The sequence below is a fragment of the Candidatus Corynebacterium faecigallinarum genome (assembly GCF_052264515.1).
GTDB lineage: Bacteria > Actinomycetota > Actinomycetes > Mycobacteriales > Mycobacteriaceae > Corynebacterium > Corynebacterium faecigallinarum.
Genome location: NZ_JBQQOC010000002.1, coordinates 110,518 through 125,085 on the forward strand (window position 1 = coordinate 110,518; position 14,568 = coordinate 125,085).

Genomic DNA, 14,568 nt, shown 5'->3' on the forward strand with positions numbered 1-14,568 from the left:
TCAGTGCTGCCGGATTTCCGGGTGTCATGCCACTGTCGTGGCGTAACTGCTGGTTAGACTGGCAGTTGTGAGCCAGAGCAACAGTTCCCGACAGCTTCCACCGGAGATCTACCGTCGTCGCCGTATTACCGCGGTGCTGGTGGTCGTCGTGGTCGTTGCCGTGCTGTGGTGGGTGGTGAGTTCGCTGGTCGGCGGGGGAGATGACACCGAGACGACTGCGGAGACCACCACCTCCGTTCCGCTGGAGCCGTCGTCGGATGCCTCGGCGGCACCGTCGGAGTCGGAGACGCCGGATCCCTCAGAGTCGGAGGAGCCTGAGGAGACCGATGCACGCGGCGACGAGGATGACGATGCCGACGCACTGGCGAATCAGTCCACCTGTGGTATCGACGATCTCGAGCTGAGCGTCCGCCCGGGTGAGAACACCTTCCGGGAGGGCCAGCAGCCCAACTTCTTCCTCACCGTCGAGAACCCCACCGGGGCGGAATGCGAGATCGATCTGTCGGAGGAGGAGCTGAAGTTCGAGGTCTTCACCCTCGGCTCCAGCTACGACCGGGTGTGGGGCGACACGGACTGCAACAATCCGACCTCCTCGTCCCGGCTGGAGCTGGAGGCCGGGGACTCCCGGACCTACGAGATGACGGGTTGGTCCCGGACCACGTCGTCGCCGGACTCCTGCGACGACCGTGAGCCGGTCGGCCCGGGTGCCTACATGGTCTACGGGCACATCGGCGACAACACCTCCGAGCCGCAGACGTTCAACCTCGCTTGAGTCCGAGCGCCGCCGCGGCTTCGGCGACGGTGCTCACCGGGATCAGCCGCAGGCCCTTCGGTGGGGTGACCCGGTCGGCCCCACGGGTGGCCTCCGGGACCACGGCGGAGGTGAATCCGAGCCGGGCGGCCTCCGACAGTCGCAGGCGCAGGTCCGGCACCCGGCGCACCTCACCGCCGAGTCCGACCTCGCCGACGGCCACCAGCCCGGTGGGCAGTGGCTTTTCTGCGGCGGTGGAGGCCAGCGCCAGTGCCAGTGCCAGGTCGGCACCCGGTTCGGAGATCTTCATTCCCCCGACGGTGGCGGCGTAGACCTCGTGTTTCATCAGGTCGATCTTGACCCGGCTGGCCAGGACAGCCAGGACGACTGCTACGCGGCTGGCGTCGATACCGGTGACCACCCGACGGGGATTGTGCATGTCGGTTCCCATCGCCAGGGTCTGGATCTCACCGAGCATCGCACGACGCCCGTCCATCAGGACGGTCACCGCGGTACCGGCGACCGGATCGTCCCGGTGGTGCAGGAACAGTCCGGACGGATCAGCGACCTCCCGGATCCCCTCGGAGGTCTGCTCGAAGCACCCCACCTCGTCGGTGGCCCCGAAGCGGTTCTTCTGGCCGCGCAGGAAGCGCAGGGCGCTGTGCCGGTCGCCCTCGAAGTTCAGCACCACGTCCACCAGATGCTCCACGGTGCGGGGGCCGGCCACCGCGCCGTCCTTGGTGACATGTCCGACGAGGAACACCGGCAGACCGGTGGACTTCGCCAGGGTCGTGAGAGTGGCAGCCACCGCGCGGGTCTGCGCCACTCCGCCGGCCACGCCCTCCACCCCGGAGGCGTTGAGGGTCTGCAGTGAGTCGACGATGACCAGCTCCGGCTGGACGGCGTCGATCTGCCCCAGGGCGGTCTCCAGGTCATGCTCGGACGCCAGGAAGAGGGTGGGGGAGAGCGCCCCGGTGCGTTCGGCCCGGTGGCGTACCTGGCCGACGGACTCTTCGGCGGTGAGGTAGAGGACGCTGCGGCCCTGGGCAGCCCACCGGTTGGCGACCTCCAGCAGCAGGGTGGATTTACCTGCCCCCGGCTCACCGGCGAGCAACACGGCACTGCCCGGTACGATGCCGCCGCCGAGCACCCGGTCGAGTTCGCCGATGCCGCTGGGCCGGTGGTCGGCCGTCGTCGGGTCGATGTCGGTGACCGCACGCGCCGGTGAGGTGGGTGTCAGCCCGCCGGTGTTGACGGTGCGTCCCGCCCCTGTGCCGCCCCCGGACGCGGGCCCTGCCGCAGACAGGGTCACAGCCTCCATCGAGCCCCATTCCTGGCAGGAGGGGCACCGCCCCACCCACTTGGTCACCTGGTGACCACAGGAGGAGCAGCGGAACGCACTGCGGTTCTTAGATTTCGTCGCCATGGTCGACAACCTTAGTGGTCGGCCCGGACACGAAAATTCTTAGTGGATCGGGGTGCCCTCGGCGTCGCCGTCGATGGCGTCGGTGCCCTGACGGGTCACACCATCCTGGTGGCGGAAGGTCTTGCCGGACTCGGGGTACCAGGTGGCGATCGGGGCGTTGATCTCGATGGTGTTCTCGCCGGTGAAGTCCTCACCGGAGAACTCGAAGGTCACCACGCGGGAGGAACCGGCGTAGAAGTCCTCGCCGTCGACGACGGTCGCGAGGTACTCGGTGCAGCCCTTGTCGACAGCCTCCGGGTTCATCTCTTCCAGGGCGGCCTCGGCATCGGCGACCAGGCTGCAGTTGGGGCGCAGCGTGGTGGGGGTGTCGAAGTCGATCTCGGCGTCCTGCACGTCGATGCTCTCCAGGGTGATCTCGTTGCCCTGGATGCCGGTGTTGGAGGCGTTGAACTTCAGTGCCACGGAGTTGTCTTCCTGGGCGATCAGGGTGACGTCACGCACGGCGGCATCCCCCAGGTCACCGTTGGTGCCGTTGACCGCGGCGGTCTGGTTGGCGGTCTGGGAGATCTGACCTGCGGAGCAGGCAGTCAGTGCCAGTGCCGCGCAACCGGCGGTGACGGCAAGCGCTCGCCGGGTGGCGGACTTCCGGGTCTTCACAGTGTTGTCCTCCAACGTTCTTCTCCAACTGCTGATTAATCGTCGCTGTCCACACTATCCTGTGCGGGGGTCCGACACCTATTCACCGGCGAGACAGGTCTCGCCGGTCCACCCGATTGGGGCGACCGGCACCAGCGGTGCGGAACGCCGGGTGATGCCGCGGGCGGTGGTGGTGGCGGTGGTGGTATCCTGGGTCGCCATGGAGTTCAATATCGGGGATGTCGTCGTTTACCCCCACCACGGTGCCGCAGTGATCGAAGGGATCGAGCAGCGGGTATTCAAGGGGGAACCGGTGGAATACCTGGTGCTGCGCGTCAACCAGGGTGACCTGCTGGTGCGGGTGCCCGCCGCGAACGCGGAGACCGTCGGCGTGCGAGACGTGGTCGGCGAGGAGGGCCTGCAGAAGGTATTCTCGATGCTGCGCGAAACCGATGTCGAGGAGGCCGGCAACTGGTCCCGCCGCTACAAGGCGAACCAGGAACGACTGGCGTCCGGCGACGTGAACCGGGTCGCCGAGGTGGTTCGTGACCTGTGGCGTCGCGACCAGGACCGTGGCTTGTCCGCCGGTGAGAAGCGCATGCTGGCCAAGGCGCGGCTGGTGCTTGTCGGCGAGCTCGCCCTGGCGGATGGCGTCGACGACGAGAAGGCTGATGCGACGGTGCAGCGGATGGAGGAGACCATCGTCCGGCACCGTGAGGAGGCCGCTGCCAAGCGTGCCGCCGGTGTCACCGACGAGGATGCCCCCCGGTCGATCGACCTGGACGACGAACTCGGCGAAGACGACGAGTAGCGCAGGTAAGGCAGACGGGGACGCGTTAGGACATCTGACGTAGTGTCGGCAGGCGTCGTGACCGTGTACGCGGTGGTCGCCGCCATCGACGACGGACGGCAACTGGGGGAGGATACGCCGACGGCGTTCGTGGGGATCGCCGGACGGACCATTCTGGAACGATGCCTGGACGGGCTGGCCGCATCGCACGAGGTGGACCGGACCGTGGTCTCGGTGTCGGCTGAGATGCAGGTCGAGGCCGAGGAACTCCTGGCATCGCAGGCTGTCCAGTGGGCGCCGATGACGGTGTCCGTGGTCGTCGGTGGCGTAGAACGTGCTGACTCGGTGCTCGCTGCGCTCGAGTCCATCGAACGTGACGTGGGGGATCAGGAGTCCCGGGTTCTCGTCGCAGTGCACGACGCGGCCCGGTGCCTGACCCCGCCGGCGGCGATCGCCGGACTGGTCCGCACCGCCTGTGAGGGGGTGGCGAACAACGCCTGGACCGGGGTGGTGCCGGTGGTGCCGGTGCCGGACACGGCCGAGGTGACCGAGGTGACCGAGGTGGTCAAGACGGTCGAGGTGGCCTGCGGTGGTGCCGCTGACGGGGCCGAGGTCATCCGGTCCGCCCCGGTCAGTGGTGTGCCTCCCGATGGGGCGCGCGGTGGGCTACGTGCCGCGCAGACCCCGCAGGTCTTCGCCTTCGACCGACTGCTCGCGGCGAACCGGATGCAGCAGGCGCGGGAGGAACTCGATTCAGCACATCCGACCGGCGAGCCGCCCTCTGCACACTCCCCGATCGAGGTGGTCGACGACTCCTCGTTGATGGAGATGGCCGGCGAGACCGTGGTGGTCGTTCCCGGCTCCGACCTGGCCTTCACGATCTCCGGGCCGGCAGACGTGGTGCAGGCGGAACTCCTGGCCACCGGTGAAAACAAGTAGCCCCACCACGGTGAGCGCGGTGGGGTGGGTCGGACTCGCGTCCGACTAGTTTGCGAAGGAGACCGGCAGCTCGGCGACGTCACCGAAACCGGACTGGTGGTCACCGAAGAGCTTCACCACGCAGGAGTCCGTGGTGCAGTCCAGGCTGCCGTCCTCGCTGGTGGCCTTGACATCCAGCTCCACCTCGGCATTGCCCTCGGCATCGAAGTGGTCGGTGGCCCGCTCCTCACCCTCGGCGGCGATCCAGGCGGAGTCCTCGCGGCCACCGGTACAGGTGGGCGGGCCGCCTGCGGCACCCTCGGCAGCGCAGATGCCCAGGTAGTAGCCCTGATCTGTATCCAGGTCGGTGAGGGTCACGGTGATGGTGTCACCGTCAGCCAGGTCGTCGGTCTTGTCCGCGGACATGCCGTCGACATCGCCTACGTCATCTCCGTCGTCGTCCCCGTCGTCGGTGTCATCGGCCTCGTCTGCGTCGTCGTCGGCGGGCTGCTCGACGGCGGTGTCGTCGGCAGCATCGTCATCCGAATCATCGTCATCGCCGCAGGCGGCGACACCGAGGGTGAGAACTGCAGCGGCAGCCAGGGCGGCGGCACGACGCACCGGACGCGCGGTGCCGGTGGTGCGGGTCAGGCGAATGCTCATAGGTCAACTCCGTGGTCTCTCAGAACTGTTGTCTCCTGTATGTACTGAGCAGAGCCTACCAAAACATCAGGTACTCACATCCGAATCGTGGACTCCACCGCCCCCAGCCCGTCGACCTCGATACGCACCACGTCACCGTCGGCGAGGAAGCGGTCCGAGCCTGCCCCCACACCCTCCGGAGTGCCCGTGACGATCACATCGCCAGGCTCCAGGGAGGCGAAGTTGGCGATGTAGCGCACCAGCTCCACCGGGGGGAACACCAGGTCGGCGGTGCTGTGCTCCTGGCGCAGCTCGCCATTGACCCAGGTCCGCAACACTGCCCCGGCCTCCACCGGATCGTACTCGTCGGCCAGGGTCAGCCACGGGCCGAACCCGGATGAGGCATCGAGGTTCTTGCCCTGCAACCACTGCTGCGTCCGGTACTGCCAGTCCCGCTGGGAGAAGTCGTTCATCACCGCATAGCCGGCGATCGCCGCACGCGCCTCCTCGGCGGAGACGTCGTCGCGTCCGCCAGCGACCCGGGTGCCGATGACCACCGCCAGCTCGCCCTCGTAGTCGGCCTTCGCCGACAGGGCGGGAGGCACGGTCACCTCGGCGTACGGCGAGGTCACCGCGGACGGGTACTTCACGAACAAGGTGGGGTGGTCGGGGACCGGGTGGCCCATCTCCACGATGTGCTCGCGGTAGTTCAGGCCGACGCAGAAGATCTTCTCCGGACGCCGCACCACCGGCGACAGTTCGTCCAGCGAGACCGTGATCGGGTCACCGTCGCGACGCAGCCCCGACTCCACCGCAGGCCGCAGGCCGGTGGCGTTGCCCCGCAGCAGATCGCCGATGCTGCGGCGGTCGGCCACGCGTCCTGACATGGTGTGCGCCTGGTAGTCCACGTCCTCCACCAGTACGGTGCACTTGGCTCCGCTGATCGGTACCGTCGCCAGTTTCATCTTTCATCTCCCAGCTAGACTGTTTGTTGTGACTCTGCGATTCTTCGACACCGCGACCCGTGAACTCCACGACTTCGTCCCCCTGCGCGAGGGACATGCGAGCGTGTACCTGTGTGGCGCGACCGTGCAGTCGATCCCGCACATCGGACACGTGCGCTCGGGTGTGGCGTTCGACGTCCTGCGAAACTGGCTCGAGGCCAAGGGCCTGGACGTGGCGTTCGTGCGCAATGTTACAGACATCGACGACAAGATCCTGACCAAGTCCGCCGAGCACGGCCGCCCCTGGTGGGAATGGGCTGCCACCCACGAGCGTGCGTTCACCCGCGCCTACGACCTGCTGGGCGTGACCCCGCCGTCGATCGAGCCGCGCGCGACCGGACACATCCCGGAGATGATCGCCTACATCCAGCGCATCATCGACAACGGGTTGGCCTACGCCACCGAGGACGGGTCGGTGTACTGCCGTACCGCGAAAGTCCCGCAGTACGGTTTCCTGTCGCACCAGAAGTTGGACGAGCTGGACCAGGGTGAGGATGCCGCCCCAGGCAAGGAGGATCCGCGCGACTTCGCGATGTGGAAGGCCGCCAAGCCCGGCGAGCCCGGCTGGGACACCCCGTGGGGCTACGGACGCCCCGGCTGGCACATCGAGTGCTCGGCAATGTCCCGGAAGTACCTCGGCGAGGCCTTCGACATCCACGCCGGGGGTATGGACCTGCAGTTCCCGCACCACGAGAACGAGGCCGCACAGGCGCACGCCGCCGGGGACGACTTCGCCACCCTGTGGCTGCACAACGGCTGGGTGACGATGTCGGGTGAGAAGATGTCGAAGTCGCTGGGCAATGTGCTCTCCGTGCCCAATGTCCTGACCCTGGTGCGGCCCATCGAGCTGCGCTACTACCTGGGCTCGGCGCACTACCGCTCGATGCTGGAGTACTCCGAGGATGCGCTGCAGGAGGCCGCGGCCGGGTTCCGACGCATCGAGAAGTTCCTGGGACGTGCCGTGGAACTGGCCGGGGAGGTGCCGGTGACCGAGTGGCTGCCGGCCTTCGAGGAGTGCCTGGACAACGATCTCGCCGTGCCACAGGCGCTGGCGGTCATCCACGAAGCCGTGCGCGACGGCAACAAGGCGCTGGACGCCGGGAACCGCGATGAGGTCGTCCGCCTCGCCGGTGAGGTGCGCGCGATGATGGGCGTGCTGGGCGTGGATCCGTTGTCGGAGACCTGGGCGGGTGCCGATTCGCGTGGTCGAGGTCAGGGTATCGGTGCAGCGGAGGGGTCGGACGATGCGCTTGCCGCATTGGACGTCCTGGTCACCGCCGAGCTCGAGCAGCGTGCCGAGGCCAAGGCCTCGAAGGACTACGCCACAGCCGATGCGGTGCGCGACCGGCTCAAGGCCGCCGGCATCTCGGTGGTTGACTCCGCAGCCGGGGCGACCTGGTCGCTGGGGTAGTGCCCTGGGATATGCGCCCACCTGGTACGCGTGATCGACTGCCTGTCAGAAAGGTGGGACCAATCGCTGTGGCTTAGGGGTGGATCACAGCATTTCGTCCCACCTTTCTGACACCGGGGCGGTAGGCGGGAGGGGGCGGGGAGGAGAGACAGGACGGCCGCCCCGCTACTTCTCCAGCAGGCGGGTGCCCTTCAGCTCCGGCAGCGCCAGCGCAGCCAGCGCGGCGATCGCGAACGCGATGCCGAAGAGGGTGAACAGGATCGGCAGACCACCGAAGACCAGCAGCGGCGGCACGATCAGCGGCGCGATGATCGACGCCAGGCGCCCGAAGCCGGTTGCCGCACCGGTGCCGCGGGCGCGCATGGTGGTGGGGTAGAGCTCCGGCCCGATCGCGTACAGCGCACCCCAGGCGCCCAGGTTGAAGAAGGACAGCAGGCAGCCGGCGGCGATGATCTGCCACTCCTGACCGGCCGGCCCGTACAGTCCTGCCGCGACGGCGGAACCGGCCAGGAACGCCGCCAGCGTGGCGCGACGTCCCCACCGTTCGATGAGGAACGCCGCCACCGCATACCCCGGCAGCTGCGCCAGAGTGATGATCAGCGTGAAGGTGAAGGACTTCACCAGGGAGAAGCCCTGGTCCACCAGGATCGACGGGATCCAGGTGAACGCCCCGTAGTAGCTCAGGTTGATGCAGAACCAGATGGTCCACAGTGCCGCCGTCCGGCGTCGGAGCGGCGCGGCCCAGATGCTGGTCACCGGGGCGGACGCTCCGTCGGAACCCGCGAGAATCGCAGCGTCCAGCTGCTTCTCGTCCAGCACCTGGGACGAGTCGGAGGCCCCGTCCGCGTTCTCGGCCTGGAACTTCAGGCGGGTCGGTTCGGACGCCTCGAACTCGGCGACGATCTCCTCGGCCTCCTCGTGGCGGCCCTTCGACTCCAGGAAACGCACCGACTCCGGCAGTTTCATCCGCACGTACAGGGCGTAGAACGCCGGCACCATGCCGAGTGCCAGCGCCCACCGCCAGCCGTTCTCGCCGACCGGCACCACGAAAGCACCGATGACGGCGGCGGCCAGCCAGCCCACCGCCCAGAACGCCTCGAGGATGACCACCATGCGTCCGCGGACCTTGCGAGGGGCGTACTCGGAGATCAGCGTGGAGGCGACCGGCAGCTCAGCGCCGAGGCCGAGGCCCACCACGAAGCGCAGGGCGATGAGGACCGCGAGCCCGCCGGCCAGGGCGGAGGCACCGGTGGCCAGACCGTAGACCAACAACGTGACGGCGAAGATATTGCGGCGTCCGAACCGGTCGGCCAGCAGGCCACCGAAGGTCGCTCCCAGTGCCATGCCCACGAAGCCGGCGGAGGCCAACCAGGAGGTCTCGGTGTGGGTCAGTCCCCAATGGGTGGTCAGCGCGGCCATGATGAAGCCGATCAGACCGACGTCCATCGCGTCCAACGCCCAGCCGATGCCGGATCCGCCGAGCAGCTTCGTATGACGCTTGGTGACCGGCAGGCGGTCGAGGCGCTCGGTGCGGGTCAGCTGGGGAGAGGTGGCCGTACGGGACTGAGGTGTCATGGGAACAGAACTGTACAGCGCAGGGCCACGGTTGTGAACAGGGGGAATCGAGGGGGGAGGGGGTAGGGTGGTGCCCATGGCAGGAAACGACAAGCGCCGCGGCGCAGTACGCAAGACCGAGCGTAAGGGGTCCTCGAAGGGCTCCGGGGGAACACGGCGACGAGGGCTCGAAGGCAAGGGGCCGACCCCGAAGGCCGAGGACCGCGTCTACCACGCGAAGCACAAGGCGAAGAAGCAGCAGGAGCGCCGGGACTCCGGACGCCACGACCCGCGTGACCGCGCCGAGCAGCCGGAGCTGGTCGTCGGCCGTAACCCGGTCATCGAGTGCCTCCACGCCAACGCCCCGGCGACCGCGCTCTATGTCGCCGTCGGCACCGGCAACGACGACCGGCTGTCCGAGGCCGTGCACACCTGCGCCGAGCGCGGCATCGCGGTGCTCGAGGTCAGCCGCGACGAGCTGGACCGGATGACCGGCAACGGCATGCACCAGGGCATCGGCCTGCAGGTGCCGCCGTACAAGTACTCCCAGGTCGAGGACCTGATCGATGGTGCGCAGAGTTCCGGACGCCCCGGGATGATCGTCGCTCTCGACAACATCACCGACCCACGTAACCTCGGTGCGGTCATCCGCTCGGTCGCCGCCTTCGGTGGACACGGCGTGATCATCCCGGAGCGTCGCTCAGCCTCGGTGACCGCAGTCGCGTGGCGGACCTCCGCCGGCACCGCCGCCCGGCTGCCCGTCGCCCGGGCCACGAACCTGGTGCGCTCGCTGAAGCAGCTGCAGCAGGCCGGTTACCAGGTCGTGGGCCTGGACGCCGGTGGCCAGCACACCCTGGACACCTACGACGGCACCACCCCTGTGGTGGTCGTCGTCGGTTCCGAGGGCAAGGGATTGTCGCGCCTGGTGGGGGAGACCTGCGACGACATTCTCTCGATCCCGATGACCTCGACCGTCGAGTCGCTGAACGCCTCGGTCGCCGCGGGTGTGGTGCTCAGCGAGTTCGCCCGCCAGCGTCGGGTGCGCGGGTAGGACGCACACCCCTGGGGTTCAGCCCCCGGGGAATCGTCGCCGTAGCCGGTGCGTTGGACCCCGGTATGAGTCACAATCTCTTCACCCCGGTCATCTTGCCCACCCCGGACCAGAACGGTCTGGAGGTGGGCAACCGTGCTTTCGTCGCCCCCATGTGCCAGTACGCCGTGGATGCCACCGACGGTGTGCCCACCGACTGGCACCTGTCCCACCTCGGCGCCCTGGCCGCCGGCGGGTTCGGTGTCGTGGTGGCCGAGGCCACCGGTGTGGAGGCCCGCGGACGGATTTCCCCGCAGGATCTCGGCCTGTGGGAGGACGGACAGGTGACCGCCCATGCCCGGCTCGTCGAGCTCATCCACGGTCAGGGCCGGACGGCGGGAGTGCAACTGGCTCACGCCGGTGGAAAGGCGTCCACCTGGCCGATGCTGCCGGGGTTCTCCGATGCGACGGTGCCGGTCGCCGAGGGTGGCTGGCAGACCGTCAGCGCCGTCGACGGCCCGGTGATGCCGAACCTCGACCCTGCGGTCGGATTGACGGAGGAGGGGATCGCGGAGGTCGTGGCGTCCTTCGTGGACGCGGCGCGCCGGGCGGACGGCGCCGGGTACGACGTGGTGCAGATCCACGCCGCCCACGGGTACCTGATCCACCAGTTCCTCTCCCCGCTGACAAACACCCGCACCGACGGCTACGGCGGGGACTTCGCCGGGCGTTCGCGGCTGTTGCGCGAGGTCGTCGCCGCAGTGCGAGAGGTGTGGCCGGACTCGAAGCCGTTGGGCATCCGGGTCTCCGGCACCGACTGGGTCGATGACGGGCTGCAGGTCGGCGAGGTGGCGTCCGTACTGCGGGACCTGGTGGCCGACAGCCAGATCAGCTGGATCGACGTCTCCTCCGGTGGTCTCACCGAAGGTTCGACCATCCCGGTGGGCCCCGGTTACCAGGTGCCGTTGGCGGTCGAGGTGACGGACACCCTCGCCGAGGCAGGGCTCGGAGAGGACGCTGCGGTGGTCTCCGCCGTGGGGCTCATCGAGGATGCGGCGCAGGCGGAGACGGTGTTGGCGACCGGGCAGGCCCACGCGGTGTCGATCGGTCGTGCGGCGCTGGTGAACCCGCACTGGGCGGCGCGGGCCGCCGCGGAGCTGCGGGTGCCGCGCGAGGAGATCCCGCATGCCCCGCAGTTCTTCCGCGCCCGGTTCTGACAGCGCCGGACGTGACGTTCGGGGCAGGCCGGTCGATGGAGTGGATAAGAGTGACTTGTCCACCGGCCCGAGGAGGCTGTCATGTTCACCAGTTTCCCGACCCGAAGGTTCGCTGCGGTCGCCGCGACGGTCGTGCTCGGAGTGGGGGGTGTCCGGGTGCTCGGGAGGGGATGACGAGGCCCAGGCTTCGGACGCGTCCGGTACGAGCACCGTCACGGTGACCGAGACAGCATCCAACCCTGATCTGAACCCGAACCCGAACCCTGATCCCGCGCCGCAGCCCTGCACCCTTGGCACCCTCCACGAGTCGACGGGGCTGGAGATGCTCGATGTGATGATGTACTGCGACGGGGCGTGGATGCGCGCCGGGCAAGCTGCCACCGACCACGTCCGCAACTTCTGCTGGACCGGGGAGACGTGGGTCGAGTACGTCGCCGACGGACGCAGCGAACCCACCGGCTACCCCTGCTACTCCTGGGACCGGCTGATCACCGACGGTGTCCCGGAGGCCCTGCGCGACCAGCTCACAGTCTGTACGTGAGTGACTCCGCGTGGCAGTCATCGTGCCCGGCGGGGTCAGGCGGCCCAGCGTGCCCGTCCTGCCGGTCGCGCTGGACGCGGCGGTCGCGGACCCAGCCGATGACCCGGCACACCAGGTAGATCGCGAAGCTGATCGAGGTCACGAAGGGGCTCACCGGCAGCCCGGGCTCCAGTGACAGGATCAGCCCGCCGACGGCGGCGACCACCGCGAAGCAGGCCGACAGGGCCACCGCCACCAACGGGTTCGAGGTCACCCGCACCGCTGCAGCCCCCGGGGTGATAAGCAGGGCGAGCAGCAGCAGGGCGCCGACGATCTGCACACCCTGGGACGCCACCACGCCGATGAGCACGGCAAACACCGCGGCCAGCAGTTTCACCGGCACCCCGGAGGCCGCGGCCATCACCGGGTCGACGGTGGCGAACAGCAGCGGACGCCACAGCCACGCCACCACCGCGACAACCAGTACCGCCAGTACCGCCAGTACTCCGAGCGAGGCTCCCGACACTCCGACGATCTGGCCGGTGAGCAGTGCGTACGCCTCCGAGGTGCGCCCCGGGTAGAGGTAGATGAACAACACGGACAGGCCCATGCCGAAGGCGAGGACCACGCCGACCGTGGCGTCCTGCTCTTTCAACCCCAGCAGGGCGAGGACCACGGCGGCGAGGATCGCCCCGACGATCGCGCCGGTGGTCACACCCACCCCGAGCAACAGGGCGGCGGCGGCACCCATCAGGGCCAGTTCGCCGGTGGCGTGAGCGGCGAAGCTCATCTTCCGCATCACGATCAGCGGAGCGAGTGCCCCGGAGACCACGCCGAGCAACAGCGAGGCCCACACGGCGTGCTGGACGAAGTCGACCTGGAGCAGGTCCCAGGTCACTGAGCTGTTCATCAGACCACCACCAGCCGACCGTTGACCTCGGCGACGGTGACGTCCGTGCCGTAGAGCCGGGACAGCACCGGCCCGGTCATCACCTCGTCCACGGTGCCGGTGACGTGCCCGTCGGGGCCCAGGTAGAGCACCCGGTCGGTGACACCGAGCACCGGGTTGATGCCGTGGGTGACGAAGATGACCGCGGTGTCGTGCTCGCGGCGTCGCCGGTCGAGCAGCTCGACGGTGCGCTGCTGGGAGGCGTAGTCCAGGCTGAGCAGCGGCTCATCGCACAGCAGCAGGTCCGGGTCATTGGCCAGGGCCTGGGCCTGCCGCACGCGCTGTTGCTGGCCGCCGGACAGGGTGCCGACGCGTCGGGACGCCAGGCCGGACGCCCCGACCTCGGCGAGGGCGGCGTCGACGGTGGCGCGTGAGGGACGGCGGTTCCTGACGGTGCCGTGGCCGATGGCGAGGCCGACGAGGTCACGTACCCGGATGGGAAGGTCGGGGTCGAACATGCGCTGCTGGGGGATGAACCCCACCCGGCCGTTGCCGCCGACCTCCACCTGCCCGGCGGAGAGCCGGCGGGTGCCCAGGATGACGTTGAGCAGGGTGGACTTGCCCACCCCGTTGGGGCCGAGCACGGTGAGGAACTCGCCGGGGGCGATGGACAGGTCGAGGTCGCGCCACAGCGGGTCGACGGCGGCGCCGGTGCTGGTGAGGACGCTCATCTAGCCGAGTGCTTCCTCAAGGTCGCTGATCACGGTGTCGACGTAGTCCTCGTAGTCCTGGTCGGCCCCGGGGGTCTCGTTGATGTTGACCACCGGCACGTCGGCGTCCTCGGCGGCGTCGGAGAGGCGGTCGCTGGACTGGGACTGGGACTGGAGGTTGCTGATCAGGGTGTCCACCTCCCCGTCGGTGATGAGGTCGCGGGTGGCCGAGAGGTCGGCGACGGACGGCTCACCCTCGTTGAGGACGGTCCGGGCGAAGCCCTCGGGGGTGATGTCGTGGACCTCGGATCCGTCGAGCAGCAGTCCGGCGACGGATTCGGTGAGGATGACGTGGGCGTGCGGCAGGGCCTGGATCCGTTCGGTGAAGCCGTCGGCCATCTCGGTGACGCCGGTGGCCTCGGCCGGGACGGTGTCGTCGAGGCTGTTCAGGTGGGCGGCGAGGGAGTCGGCGAACCCGGTGATGACACCCATGTCCAGCCAGACGTGGGGGTTGGACTCGCTGGCGAGGATGCTGCTGCCGTGGTCGTGGTCGGCATGGTCGTCATCCCCATGGTCGTGGTCGTCATCCCCGTGATCGTGATCATGCTCGTCGCCGTCACCGTGGTTGTGCCCCTCGGCCAGGGGTGCGGCGGTGATGACCTCGGCGTCGTCGTTGGCGTTGTCGGTGAGCCAGTTGTCGTAGCCGGCCCCGTTGCCCACCACCACATCGGCGTCACGGATCGTGGAGATGTCACGGGCGGTTGCCTCGTAGACATGCGGGTCGTCGTCGGTGCCGGACAGGATGGTGTCCACCGTGATTCCCAGCTCGGTGTCGGCGGCGTCCTCGGCATCGTCGACGACCTGTTGGGCGAGGTCGCCCCAGGTGGAGGTGGATGCGACGATGCGGATGTCCCCGTTGTCGGCGGCGGAGTCGTCGGAGCCTCCGGCGCAGGAGGAGAGGCTGAGGGTGAGGGCACCAGCGCCGGCGAGTGCCGCGAGGCTACGGGAGTGACGATTCATGCGACCCAATTTAACCTTTGTTGGTAACGGTAGTCAATTGCAGTTGTCGC

General features: G+C 68.6%; 16 protein-coding genes. 7 read left to right on the forward strand and 9 right to left on the reverse strand.

The features are described 5' to 3' along the window. The first annotated feature begins 67 nt into the window (after positions 1-67). Entirely contained in the window at positions 68-772 is a 705-nt protein-coding gene (locus tag ACTXPP_RS01700; protein ID WP_301498513.1) for a hypothetical protein, read from the forward strand. Here ACTXPP_RS01700 and radA read toward each other — a convergent pair. The 3 genes from radA to ACTXPP_RS01715 form a co-directional block, all read right to left on the reverse strand. Continuing rightward, positions 759-2,177, reverse strand: a complete 1,419-nt coding sequence (gene radA / locus ACTXPP_RS01705) for a DNA repair protein RadA (protein WP_301520707.1) — start codon at positions 2,175-2,177, stop codon at positions 759-761. The two genes, ACTXPP_RS01700 and radA, sit on opposite strands and share 14 nt — an antisense overlap. A 39-nt stretch (positions 2,178-2,216) precedes the next feature. Continuing rightward, on the reverse strand, positions 2,217-2,834 hold the full coding sequence (locus tag ACTXPP_RS01710) for a hypothetical protein (protein ID WP_443340579.1): 618 nt from the start codon (positions 2,832-2,834) through the stop codon (positions 2,217-2,219). 78 nt (positions 2,835-2,912) lie between these two features. Then, positions 2,913-3,035 carry a hypothetical protein gene (locus ACTXPP_RS01715; RefSeq protein ID WP_301520708.1) on the reverse strand — a complete coding sequence of 41 codons (123 nt, stop codon included), beginning with the start codon at positions 3,033-3,035 and terminating at the stop codon, positions 2,913-2,915. Between ACTXPP_RS01715 and ACTXPP_RS01720 the strand changes: the two genes are divergently transcribed. Both ACTXPP_RS01720 and ACTXPP_RS01725 read left to right on the forward strand, forming a co-directional pair. Next, positions 3,034-3,624 carry a CarD family transcriptional regulator gene (locus tag ACTXPP_RS01720; RefSeq protein WP_301494444.1) on the forward strand — a complete coding sequence of 197 codons (591 nt, stop codon included), beginning with the start codon at positions 3,034-3,036 and terminating at the stop codon, positions 3,622-3,624. The genes ACTXPP_RS01715 and ACTXPP_RS01720 overlap by 2 nt on opposite strands. 42 nt (positions 3,625-3,666) lie before the next feature. Next, positions 3,667-4,542, forward strand: a complete 876-nt coding sequence (locus ACTXPP_RS01725) for an IspD/TarI family cytidylyltransferase (protein ID WP_301494442.1) — start codon at positions 3,667-3,669, stop codon at positions 4,540-4,542. A gap of 45 nt (positions 4,543-4,587) precedes the next feature. Here ACTXPP_RS01725 and ACTXPP_RS01730 read toward each other — a convergent pair whose 3' ends face one another. Together ACTXPP_RS01730 and ACTXPP_RS01735 are read right to left on the reverse strand one after the other, a co-directional pair. Continuing rightward, positions 4,588-5,184 (reverse strand): neocarzinostatin apoprotein domain-containing protein, encoded by a 597-nt coding sequence (locus tag ACTXPP_RS01730; RefSeq protein WP_301494440.1) that lies wholly within the window; start codon positions 5,182-5,184, stop codon positions 4,588-4,590. Between the two features lie 74 nt (positions 5,185-5,258). After that, positions 5,259-6,128: a fumarylacetoacetate hydrolase family protein gene (locus ACTXPP_RS01735; RefSeq protein ID WP_301494439.1), complete on the reverse strand. Its 870-nt coding sequence runs from the start codon at positions 6,126-6,128 to the stop codon at positions 5,259-5,261. 28 nt (positions 6,129-6,156) lie between these two features. On the opposite strand from ACTXPP_RS01735, the gene cysS reads away from it, so the two are divergent. Beyond that, complete coding sequence (cysS, locus tag ACTXPP_RS01740; protein ID WP_301494437.1) at positions 6,157-7,578, forward strand: cysteine--tRNA ligase; 1,422 nt, start codon at positions 6,157-6,159, stop codon at positions 7,576-7,578. A 165-nt stretch (positions 7,579-7,743) separates the two neighbouring features. On the opposite strand, the gene ACTXPP_RS01745 is transcribed toward cysS, so the two are convergent. Further along, positions 7,744-9,153: an MFS transporter gene (locus tag ACTXPP_RS01745; RefSeq protein WP_301494435.1), complete on the reverse strand. Its 1,410-nt coding sequence runs from the start codon at positions 9,151-9,153 to the stop codon at positions 7,744-7,746. Positions 9,154-9,229: 76 nt separating this feature from the next. On the opposite strand from ACTXPP_RS01745, the gene rlmB reads away from it, so the two are divergent. The 3 genes from rlmB (at position 9,230) to ACTXPP_RS01760 (ending at position 11,920) form a co-directional block, all read left to right on the forward strand. Then, positions 9,230-10,183, forward strand: coding sequence for a 23S rRNA (guanosine(2251)-2'-O)-methyltransferase RlmB (gene rlmB, locus ACTXPP_RS01750; protein ID WP_443340582.1), 954 nt, complete (start codon positions 9,230-9,232; stop codon positions 10,181-10,183). 65 nt (positions 10,184-10,248) lie between these two features. Further along, positions 10,249-11,379, forward strand: a complete 1,131-nt coding sequence (locus tag ACTXPP_RS01755; protein ID WP_443340584.1) for an NADH:flavin oxidoreductase/NADH oxidase — start codon at positions 10,249-10,251, stop codon at positions 11,377-11,379. Positions 11,380-11,596: 217 nt separating this feature from the next. Continuing rightward, entirely contained in the window at positions 11,597-11,920 is a 324-nt protein-coding gene (locus ACTXPP_RS01760) for a hypothetical protein (protein ID WP_443340585.1), read from the forward strand. Here the strand turns inward: ACTXPP_RS01760 and ACTXPP_RS01765 are convergent. The 3 genes from ACTXPP_RS01765 to ACTXPP_RS01775 are packed head-to-tail and all read right to left on the reverse strand — an operon-like array spanning position 11,904 to position 14,518. Next, positions 11,904-12,809 (reverse strand): metal ABC transporter permease, encoded by a 906-nt coding sequence (locus ACTXPP_RS01765; RefSeq protein ID WP_301494427.1) that lies wholly within the window; start codon positions 12,807-12,809, stop codon positions 11,904-11,906. The two genes, ACTXPP_RS01760 and ACTXPP_RS01765, sit on opposite strands and share 17 nt — an antisense overlap. Next, entirely contained in the window at positions 12,809-13,519 is a 711-nt protein-coding gene (locus ACTXPP_RS01770; RefSeq protein WP_301494425.1) for a metal ABC transporter ATP-binding protein, read from the reverse strand. The genes ACTXPP_RS01765 and ACTXPP_RS01770 overlap by 1 nt, the downstream gene beginning before the upstream one ends. Continuing rightward, a complete protein-coding gene (locus tag ACTXPP_RS01775; protein ID WP_443340588.1) occupies positions 13,520-14,518 on the reverse strand; it encodes a metal ABC transporter solute-binding protein, Zn/Mn family in 999 nt (332 codons plus the stop codon). It lies immediately after the preceding gene. Positions 14,519-14,568 lie beyond the last annotated feature (50 nt).